The 9,138-nt window shown below is 76.7% G+C and carries 7 protein-coding genes; all 7 read left to right on the top strand.

Annotation, left to right across the window (positions count from 1 at the left end):
* The first annotated feature begins 351 nt into the window (after nucleotides 1-351).
* Genes ACFQ6N_RS35620 through ACFQ6N_RS35650 form a run of 7 tightly spaced genes read left to right on the top strand, consistent with a single transcriptional unit; the run spans nucleotide 352 to nucleotide 9,033 of the window.
* A complete protein-coding gene (locus ACFQ6N_RS35620) occupies nucleotides 352-1,875 on the top strand; it encodes an exopolysaccharide biosynthesis polyprenyl glycosylphosphotransferase (protein ID WP_380658111.1) in 1,524 nt (507 codons plus the stop codon).
* 7 nt (nucleotides 1,876-1,882) lie between these two features.
* Nucleotides 1,883-3,262, top strand: coding sequence for an O-antigen ligase family protein (locus tag ACFQ6N_RS35625; RefSeq protein ID WP_380658113.1), 1,380 nt, complete (start codon nucleotides 1,883-1,885; stop codon nucleotides 3,260-3,262).
* The gene (locus ACFQ6N_RS35630) at nucleotides 3,259-4,998 is read left to right on the top strand and encodes a lipid II flippase MurJ (RefSeq protein ID WP_380658115.1); all 1,740 of its coding nucleotides are present in this window, start codon (nucleotides 3,259-3,261) and stop codon (nucleotides 4,996-4,998) included. The genes ACFQ6N_RS35625 and ACFQ6N_RS35630 overlap by 4 nt, the downstream gene beginning before the upstream one ends.
* Nucleotides 4,988-5,860, top strand: a complete 873-nt coding sequence (locus ACFQ6N_RS35635) for a polysaccharide deacetylase family protein (RefSeq protein ID WP_380658116.1) — start codon at nucleotides 4,988-4,990, stop codon at nucleotides 5,858-5,860. The genes ACFQ6N_RS35630 and ACFQ6N_RS35635 overlap by 11 nt, the downstream gene beginning before the upstream one ends.
* Nucleotides 5,857-6,972: a glycosyltransferase gene (locus ACFQ6N_RS35640; protein ID WP_380658118.1), complete on the top strand. Its 1,116-nt coding sequence runs from the start codon at nucleotides 5,857-5,859 to the stop codon at nucleotides 6,970-6,972. The genes ACFQ6N_RS35635 and ACFQ6N_RS35640 overlap by 4 nt, the downstream gene beginning before the upstream one ends.
* A gap of 49 nt (nucleotides 6,973-7,021) precedes the next feature.
* A complete protein-coding gene (locus ACFQ6N_RS35645; RefSeq protein ID WP_380658120.1) occupies nucleotides 7,022-7,879 on the top strand; it encodes a Wzz/FepE/Etk N-terminal domain-containing protein in 858 nt (285 codons plus the stop codon).
* A complete protein-coding gene (locus tag ACFQ6N_RS35650) occupies nucleotides 7,876-9,033 on the top strand; it encodes a GNAT family N-acetyltransferase (protein WP_380658122.1) in 1,158 nt (385 codons plus the stop codon). Before ACFQ6N_RS35645 ends, ACFQ6N_RS35650 begins: the two co-directional genes overlap by 4 nt.
* The last annotated feature ends 105 nt before the right edge of the window (nucleotides 9,034-9,138 follow it).

Genomic DNA, 9,138 nt, shown 5'->3' on the forward strand with positions numbered 1-9,138 from the left:
ATTCGCACCCTCAACCGGGTCCGGGGCGAGGCATTAAATCCGAAATACCTATTAATGGGCGGCTGGGATGAAACGGCAAGTCAACTTCCAGCCCGTAGCGCCCGGTTCGGTATTGTCGGATTTTGCCTGCTTCGTTCAGATTTCATACCGGGAATTCACGGCTGTGCCCCTCGCTACCGAGTCCTTCGCGACCGGTTCCTTCGCGATCGGCCCCGCCACGGGAGATCCGAAAGCCGCCAGCGGCAGCAGGTGCTGTCAGGACCGCGCCCGCCGGGCCGGGACGGCCGCCCCGCGCCAACCGGTGCCGGGGCGCCGTCACCCCGGGCACACAGCAGGGGAGATCGTGCGCTGATGACCATTGACCACGACAGTGTCCCGCGACCGGGCGGGACCCTGTCCGGGCCCCGCCTGCCGGGCACCGGGCTGCTCGACCGTCCGGCGGGCGCGGCGCGCAGCCGGGTGGTGCCGCCGCCGCGCCGGCACCGCGGGGCGGTCCGCAAGCGGCTGGCCCTGCCGCTCGCGCTGGTCCAGGCCGACGCCATCGCGCTGTGCTCCGCCACCGGTATCGCCAACCGGGCCATCGACCCGTCCACCCCGCTCGACCCCCTGCTCGGCGTCCCCGCCGTCCTGCCCCTGCTGCTCCTGCTCAACCTGGCCGGCGGCCTCTACCGGTCCCGGCTCACCCTCTCCGTCCTGGACGAACTGCCCGCGCTGGCCGCCCGCGCGGTCGTCGCCGCCGCCTTCGCCGTCACCCTCTCCGGCTGCCTCGGCGGCCACTGGCCCGACTGCGGCCCGGCCACCCCGGCCCGCCTCACCGTCCTGCTCGGCGGCCAGCTGCTGATCGCCGCCGTCGGCCGCGCCGTCCTCTACCACCTGGTCCGGCGGATCCGCCGCAGTCGCCCCAGCCCCGCCCTGGTGCTCGGCGCCGGCCGGCTGGGCCGCCGGGTCGCCGCCGCCCTCGGCGAGCGCGGCGAGTACGGGATGCGCCCGGTCGGCTTCCTCGACGCCGACCCGCGGCTGTCCGCCGGCGACACCGACCTGCCCGTCCTCGGCGGCCGCGAGGTGCTGGAGCGCGAGGTGCGCCGGCGGCGGATCCGGCACGTGATCGCCACCGCCGGCGCCGCCGACGAGGCCGACACCGCCGCCGCCCTGCGCGAGGCCGCCCGGCTCGGCTGCCAGGTCTGGCTCGTCCCCGCGCTGCGCGAGTACGGCTCGCTGCCCATCGCCCCGATCGCCGGCGGCGACCACCTGTGGGGCTTCCCCTGCCTGCGGGTCGGCCGCCCGGCGATGCGCCGCCCCGGCTGGATCGCCAAGCGGACCCTGGACATCACCGCCGCCGTGTTCGGCCTGCTGCTGCTCGCCCCCGTCCTGGTGCTCTGCGCCCTCGCCGTCCGCTTCGACACCGGCCCCGGCGTGCTGTTCCGCCAGCAGCGCACCGGGCTCGACGGCCGGGTCTTCACCGTCCTCAAGTTCCGCACCCTGCGCCCGAGCAACGAGCACGAGTCGGCGACCCGCTGGAACATCTCCCAGGACCACCGGATGGGCGCCGTCGGCCGGCTGCTGCGCAAGAGCTCGCTGGACGAACTGCCGCAGCTCTGGAACGTCCTGCGCGGCGACATGAGCCTGGTCGGCCCGCGCCCCGAACGCCCCTACTTCGTCATGCGGTTCGGCCAGGCCTACCCCGAGTACGCCGACCGCCACCGCGTCCCGGTCGGCCTCACCGGCCTGGCCCAGGTCAACGGCCTGCGCGGGGACACCTCGATCGAGGATCGGGCCCGGTTCGACAACCGCTACATCGAGAGCTGGAGCCTCTGGCAGGACGTCAAGATCCTGTGCCGCACCGCGGCCCTGATGCTCCACCCGGACGGGAGCTGACCCCCGCGTGGCCCTGACCCTTCCCGCCGTCCCGCGCCCCGCCTTACGGAGGGCACTGCCCGCGCTCGCGGACCGGCCCAGCCTGCTGGCCGCCGCCACCGTCCTGCTGGTGTGCGTACCCACCGGCGAGAAGGACGTCACCGCGGCCGTCCACGTCACCGCCGCCGACCTCGCCTCGCTGGCCCTGGTCGCCCTCACCGCGCTCGACCTGCTGCGCGGCCGGCTGCCCGCCGTCGACCGGGCCACCTGCGCGCTGTTCGGCGGGATCGTGCTCGCCGCCGCCGTCGCCACCGTCGGCTCGATCGACCCGGCCGCCAGCGTCACCGGCTTCGTCCGGCTCGTCCAGGTGTTCGTGCTGGTGCCCGCCGGGGTGCTCTGCTCGCTGCGCGACCGCACCGACCAGCGCCTGGTCCTCGGCTCCTTCGTGCTCGCCGCCCTGATCCAGGGCGTGGTCGGCGCCAAGCAGTACCTCACCCACACCGGCGCCTCCTACACCGGCGAGCCGATCCGGGCCGTCGGCACCTTCGGGGCGCTGGACATCATGGCGATGTCCACGGTGGTCAGCTTCGGACTGCTCGCCGCCCTCGCCCTCGGGCTCGCCGAACGCGGCGGCAACGCCCGGCTGCGGCGGTCGATGTTCGCCGTCGCCGCCTTCCTCGCCTTCCCGCTGGCCGTCTCCTTCAGCCGCGGCAGCTGGATCGCCACCGGCCTCGCCGCCACCGTCCTGCTGCTGCGCGCCGACGCCCGGCTCGCCGTCCGCAGCGCCGTCCTCGGCCTGGCCGCCGCCGTCGTCCTGGTCGGCGGCCTCGGCCTCGGCGGCTCCGGCGTCACCAAGCGGCTCAGCTCGATCGGCTCCGTCTCCGCGGCCCCCGACCAGTCCGTCTCCGACCGCTACGACCTGTGGGCCACCGCCGGGCGGATCTGGCAGGACCACCCGGTGCACGGCGCCGGACCCAAGGCCTTCCAGCAACTGCGCGACAGCCACGCCCCGCTGCGGCTGTCCTCCGGCAGCGACGCCGCCGACCCCACCATCGGCTTCCAGCGCGAGCCGCTGCTCTCCCCGCACAACATGTACTTCCTGGTCCTCAGCGAGCAGGGCCTGATCGGCATCACCGCCTACGCGGCCCTCTTCCTCGCCCTCCTGTTCGGCTGCCTGCGCCGCTCCCGCGGCTTCGGCCTCGCCGCGCTCGCCCTGCTCACCTGGGTGCTGGTCGACTACCTGTACGCCGACATCGGCGGCACCACCACCGTGCTGACCTCCGTCGTCCTCGGCCTCGCCGCGCGCACCGCCGTCCGGGAGACCGGCCACGGCCCCGGACCGAAACGGCGCGCCGGTGCCGACGGCGGGCCCGCGCGCCCCGGAGGCGAGCGGGCGATGGCACTGTGAGCACCGACCGGCCCGCCGCCCTGGCCGCCCCGGTCCCGGCCCCGCGCGGCACGCCCGGCAGGCCCCCGGCCGCCCCGTCCGGGCCGGGGCCGCGGCGCGGCTTCCTCGCCAAGGCCTTCGGCGTCACCGCGGTGCTCAGCGCCGCCGGCTCCGGCCTCGGGCTGCTGCGCGACCTCCTGCTGGCCCGCTACTTCGGGGCCAACCAGGGCACCGACGCCTTCCTGGTCGCCTGGACCGTCCCCGAGACGGCCGCACCGCTGCTGATCGAGGACGCCATGTCCTTCCTCATGGTGCCCGCCTTCGCGCTCGCCCTGGTGCTGCGCGAGGAGGACCCGGACGCCCCCGACCCGGTCCGCCAGCTCGTCCACGCCACCCTGCCCTGGCTGCTGCTCGCGCTCAGCGGCCTCGCCCTGGCCGCCGCCCTCGGCGCCCCCCAGCTGGTCGGCCTGCTCGCGCCCGGCCTGCCCGACCCCGGCCTGGCCGTCACCTGCACCCGGATCACCGCGGTCACCGTGCTGCCCTTCGGCGTGACCGGCTACCTCGCCGCCGCGCTGCGCGCCCACCACCGCTTCACCGCCCCGGCCGGGATCTACGTCGTCTACAACCTCGGCATCCTGGCCGTCCTGCTCGTCCTCCACGCCCACCTCGGGGTGCGCTCCGCCGCCCTCGGCGTCGCGGCCGGCAGCCTGCTGATGGCCGGCCTGCTGGTCGGCCCGTTCCTGCGCCGGCTGCGGCAGGGCGCGCCCGGCACCGGCACCGGCACCGGCCGCGCCCGCCGCGCCCGCAAGGCGCTGGTGCTGATGCCGCTCACCCTGCTGCCGGTGGGCGCCTTCACCCTGACCCGCCAGGCACAGGTCTTCGTCGAGCGCTACCTCGGCTCGGCGCTGCCGCCCGGCACCATCTCGCACCTCAACTACGCCGCCAAGGTCTCCCAACTCGCCATGACGGCGGGCATCCTGATCTGCACCGTCACCTTCCCGCTGGTCGCGCGGGCGCTCGCCGCCGGGGACCTCGCCACCGCCCGCGAGCGGGTGGAGAAGGACCTCGGCCAGGCGGCGGCCGTCGTCCTGCTCGGCACCGCCTTCCTGATGGCCTGCGCGCCCTCGGTGGTCTCGCTGCTGTTCGAGCGCGGTGCCTTCGGGCCCCGCGACACCGCCGCCACCGCCGACGTGATCCGGGTGTACAGCTTCGGCCTGCCCGCCCAGGCGCTGATCGGCGTGATGATCCGCCCGTACTTCTCACTGCGCCCGGTGGTCCGCCGGGCCGACGACCCCCGCACCGACGACGGCCGCCGTCGGCTGCTCGACTGGTACCCGGCCGGAGCGATGATGCTCGGCCTCGGCGTCACCGTCGGCACCGGCCTGCTCGCCACGCCCGGCTTCGGCGCCCTCGGGCTCGCCGCCGGGAACGCGGCCGGCATCACCGCCACCGCCGCGCTGCTGCTGCGCGGCCTGGTCCTGCGCGGCATCCCGCTGCGGCTGCACCGGGTGCTCGGCGGCCACGGCCGGCTGGTGGCCGCCGCCGCCGGCGCGACCGTGCTCGGCACCGCCGCCGCCGGGCTGGCCGCCGACCCCCTGGTCTCGACCCTCCTCGGGGGCCTCACCGTGGCGCTGGCCTTCGCCGCCCTCGGCACCGGACTCGGTGCCCGCGAGGTGCGCGGCCCGGTCCTCGCCGCGGCCCGATTCCTGTACTCGCCAACCCTCGCCGAAGAAGGGAAGCGTCCCGATGGACACTGAACGGGGAGCCGTCCGCTCGGCCCGAACGGGTGCCGGCAGCACCCCGCCGCACCGGGCGCGACTGCCCAGGAGCCGTCACCCGGCCGGCGAACCGCCGACCCCCGGCTCCGCCTCGCCGTGGATCCTGATGTACCACTCGGTGGCGGTCGAGAAGGAGGACCCCTACCGGCTCACCGTCAGCCCCGAGCGGTTCGCCGAGCAGATCGCCTGGCTGCACCGGCGCGGCCGGCGGGGCGTCTCGGTCCGCGAGCTGATGCGGGCCCGCGCGCTCGGCCGGGACGACCGGCTGGTCGGCCTCACCTTCGATGACGGCTATGCCGACTTCGCCCGGTACGCCGTCCCGATCCTCCAGGCCTACGGCTTCACCGCCACCGCGTACGTGGTCGCCGACCTGCTCGGCCGCGCCAACGACTGGGACACCGAGGGCCCGCGCAAGAAGCTCCTCACCGTCCGGGAAGTCACCGAACTCGCCGCCGCGGGCTGGGAGATCGGCTCGCACGGCCTCGGCCACCAGGCGCTTCCCGGCCTGCCCGCCGAGGCCCTCGCGGTGCAGGCCAAGGAGAGCCGCCGCCTGCTGGAGGAGGCCGTCGGCGGCCCGGTCACCGGCTTCTGCTACCCGTACGGCGCCGTCGACCTGCCCGCGACCCTGGCCGTCCGCGACGCCGGGTACGACTACGCCTGCGCCATCGGGCACTCCCCGCTCACCGGCCGCTTCGCCCTGCCGCGCTGCTACGTCGGCGACCGCGACGGCGCCTGGCGGCTGCGCGCCAAGAAGGGCCGGCACCGGCTGCGCGACGCCGTCACCGAGCTGCGCCGCGCACGCGCCCTCGGCGGGCGGGCGGTCACGGAGCGCCGGCCATGAAGGTGCTGCACATCGTCACCGGGCTCGCCTCCGGTGGCGCGGAACGCCAACTCCATCTGCTGCTGCGGCACCTGCCGCCGCACCAGCGGTGCGAGGTGCTCGCCCTGACCAACCCCGGCACGGTCGCCGCCGCGCTGCGCGCCGACAGTGTGACCGTCCACCACCTCGGCATGCGGGGCAACCGCGACCTCGGCGCGCTGCCCCGGCTGGTCCGGCTGGTCCGGGCCGGCCGCTACGACCTGGTGCACACCCACCTCTACCGGGCGCAGCTGTACGGCCGGCTGGCCGCCCGGCTGGCCGGGGTGCGCGCGGTGGTCTCCACCGAGCACTCGCTGCACGCCGGGGTGATCGAGGGCCGTCCGGTCACCCGGGGCGTCAAGGGCCTCTACCTGGCGGCCGAGCGGCTCGGCAGCACCACCGTCGCGGTCTCCCGCCAGGTCGCCCAGACGCTGGGCTCCTGGGGCGTCCCGCCGGCCCGGATCGAGCTGATCCCCAACGGCATCGACACCGGCCGCTACCGCCTGCCGCCGGTCGAGCGGGCCGTCGCACGCCGCCGGCTGCGGGCCGAACTCGGCCTGCCCGCCGGGAGCTGGGTGGTCGGCGGGGTGGGCCGGCTGGTCCCCGGCAAGCGCTTCGAGGTCCTGGTGGAGGCCCTCGCCGACCTCGACCCGGCCACCCGGCTGGTGCTGGTCGGCGAGGGCCCGGAGCGCGCCGCCCTGGAGCGCCGGGCGGCCGAACTCGGCGTCCGGGAGCGGCTGGTGCTCACCGGCGAGCGCGACGACGTGCCCGAGCTGCTGGCCGCCCTGGACGTGCTGGCCGCGCCCTCCACCGCGGAGACCTTCGGCCTCGGCGTCCTGGAGGGCCTGGCCGCCGGGCTGCCGGTGCGGCACAGCGCCTGCCCGGCGCTCGACGAACTGCCGCCCAGCGCCGCCCCGCAGGCCCGCCGCATCCCGTCCGAGCCCGCCGCCTACGCGGCCGCGCTGCGCGACCTGCGGCACCTGAGCGACCACATCGCCGATCCGCTGCCGCACCCGCCGGCCGTCGGCCACTACGACATCGTCCGGGTCGCCGCCGACCTGGGCGCCCTCTACGACCGGCTGGCCCGCGGCTGACCGCCCGCCACCGCCGGAACCGCCGTCCCACCCCCAAGGAGCCACACCCATGACCACACCGCGCCGAACCGCCCGCCGCCTGGTCCGCCGCTGGTGGCCGGTGGCGCTCGCGGTTCCGCTCGGCGCCGCGGCCGGCGCCGGGTACGCCGTCGTCTCGCACCCCTCGTACGCCGCCAGCGCCTACGTCCTCGTGGTCCCGCAGAACCCGGGGGAGGCGGCCACCGCGACCAACTTCGCCCAGGCGTACGGCCGGCTGGCCGGCCAGCCGCAGGTGCTCGCGGTGGCGGCGGCCGAGACCGGCCACACCCGGGCCGAGCTGGAGTCCCTGGTGCACGGGACGACCTCCCCGGACGCCCCGATGATCGAGGTCACCGGCACCGGGAGGCACCCCCAGGAGGCCGCCCTGACCGCCGACGCGGTGGCCCGCTCGCTGGTCGCCTTCGCCAACACCAGCAGCAAGGACACCAACGTCCGGCTGGTGACCCTGGCCCCGGCCGCCGCGCCGGACAAGCCCACCACGCCCTCCGCCGAGCTGGACGTCGCGGTCGGCGGCGCGGCCGGGCTGCTGCTGGGCGCTCTGGTGGTGATGACCCGCCGCCGGGAGGAGGACGAGGAGCCGGAGGCCGCCGTGAGCACCCCGGAGCCGGAGGCCCCGGAGGCCGCCGCGCCGGCCGGGGGCCCGGTGCCGCCGCGCCCGCGCGGTGAGGAGCCGCCCGCCAGGTCTGCCGCGCCGGACGCCCCGGCGGACCCGGAGAGCGCGCCGGAACCCGCCCCGGAGGGCGGCCCCGAGAGCGCGGGGACCGCCGCCGAGGCCGAGGCCGGCCCGGCGCCGACCTCCCCGGCGCCGACCTCCCCGGCGCCGACCTCCCCGGAGAAGGAGAAGAGCACGGCCGGGAGCGGCCGGTGAGCACCGAGACCCGCGGCACCGGCCTGCCGGCCCAGTCGTCGTCGCCGTCCTGGACCACCGAGCTGCGCCGCGAGGACGACGCCCTGGACGCCCTCGCCGAGGAGTGGGACGACCTGGCCGCCCGCTGCCGGACCGCCACCTTCTTCCAGGCCGCCGCCTGGCAGCGCTCCTGGTGGCGCCACTACGGCCGCCCGGGCGCCCTGCTGGTGGTGCTGGTCCGCCGGGACGGCCGGCTGGTCGGCGCGGGAGCCTTCCGACGCCTCGGCCCGCTCGGCGGTCTGACCGGCCTCGGCGCCGGACTGGTCGACTACAGCGACGTCCTGCTCGACGACGAGTGCGCCGACCGGGCCGCCGCCGAGTTCGCCGCCGCCCTGCCGCTCACCCGCCCCTGGCACTGGCTGGACCTGCGCGAGGTGCACCCGGACGCGGCGGTGCAACGGGTGTACGAGCACTGGCGCGGCAACCGCCGCCGCTTCCAGGACTCGCTCTGCCAGTACCTGCCGGCCGTCCCGATGGACCGGCTGCTCAAGCGGGTGCCCGGCAAGACCGCCCAGCGCAGCCGGGTGAAGCTGCGCAAGATCGCCGAGGCCGGGGTGCAGGTCCGCTCGACGCCGCCGGAGGAGGTGCCGGAGGCACTGGAGGGGCTGCTGCGGCTGCACTTCCTCCAGTGGCAGCGGCGCGGTGTCACCCCGGAGCACCGGACCGAGCGGTTCGCCCGGCACCTGGCCGAGTCCACCACCGGCCTGGTCGCCACCGGCCGGGCCACCGTCCACCAGTTCCACCTGGACGGCCAGCTGGTCGCGGTGAACCTGCTGCTGCTCTGCCCGTCCTTCGGCGGGCTGTACATGTACGGCGCGCACCCGGTGCTGCGCGAACGGCTGGACATCGCCGGGCTGCTGTTCGGCGCGGCCCTGGACGAGACGGTCGGCGCGGGCATCCCGCTGCTCGGCCTGCTGCGCGGCCAGGAACCGTACAAGCAGCGCTGGCGGCCGGACCGGTTGGCCAACCAGCGGCTGCTGCTGGGCCCCCCGGGGGCGGCGCCGGCGGCGGCCGTCCGGGCCGGGGCGGTGCGCCTGCGGCAGGCGGCGGCGCACCAGCTGCGCACCCGCTTCCCCCGGCTCAAGGAAGCGCTGCTGGCCCGCCGCCGCAGCTGACCGCCCGCCCGCCGCTCAGCGCCGGGCGGGCGTCGGACCCGTCGACGGGCCCTGCGACGGCTTCGCCGACGGGCTCGGCGACGGGCTCGGCGCGGCGGGGACGCC

It is taken from the genome of Kitasatospora sp. NPDC056446, from assembly GCF_042796115.1.
GTDB lineage: Bacteria > Actinomycetota > Actinomycetes > Streptomycetales > Streptomycetaceae > Kitasatospora.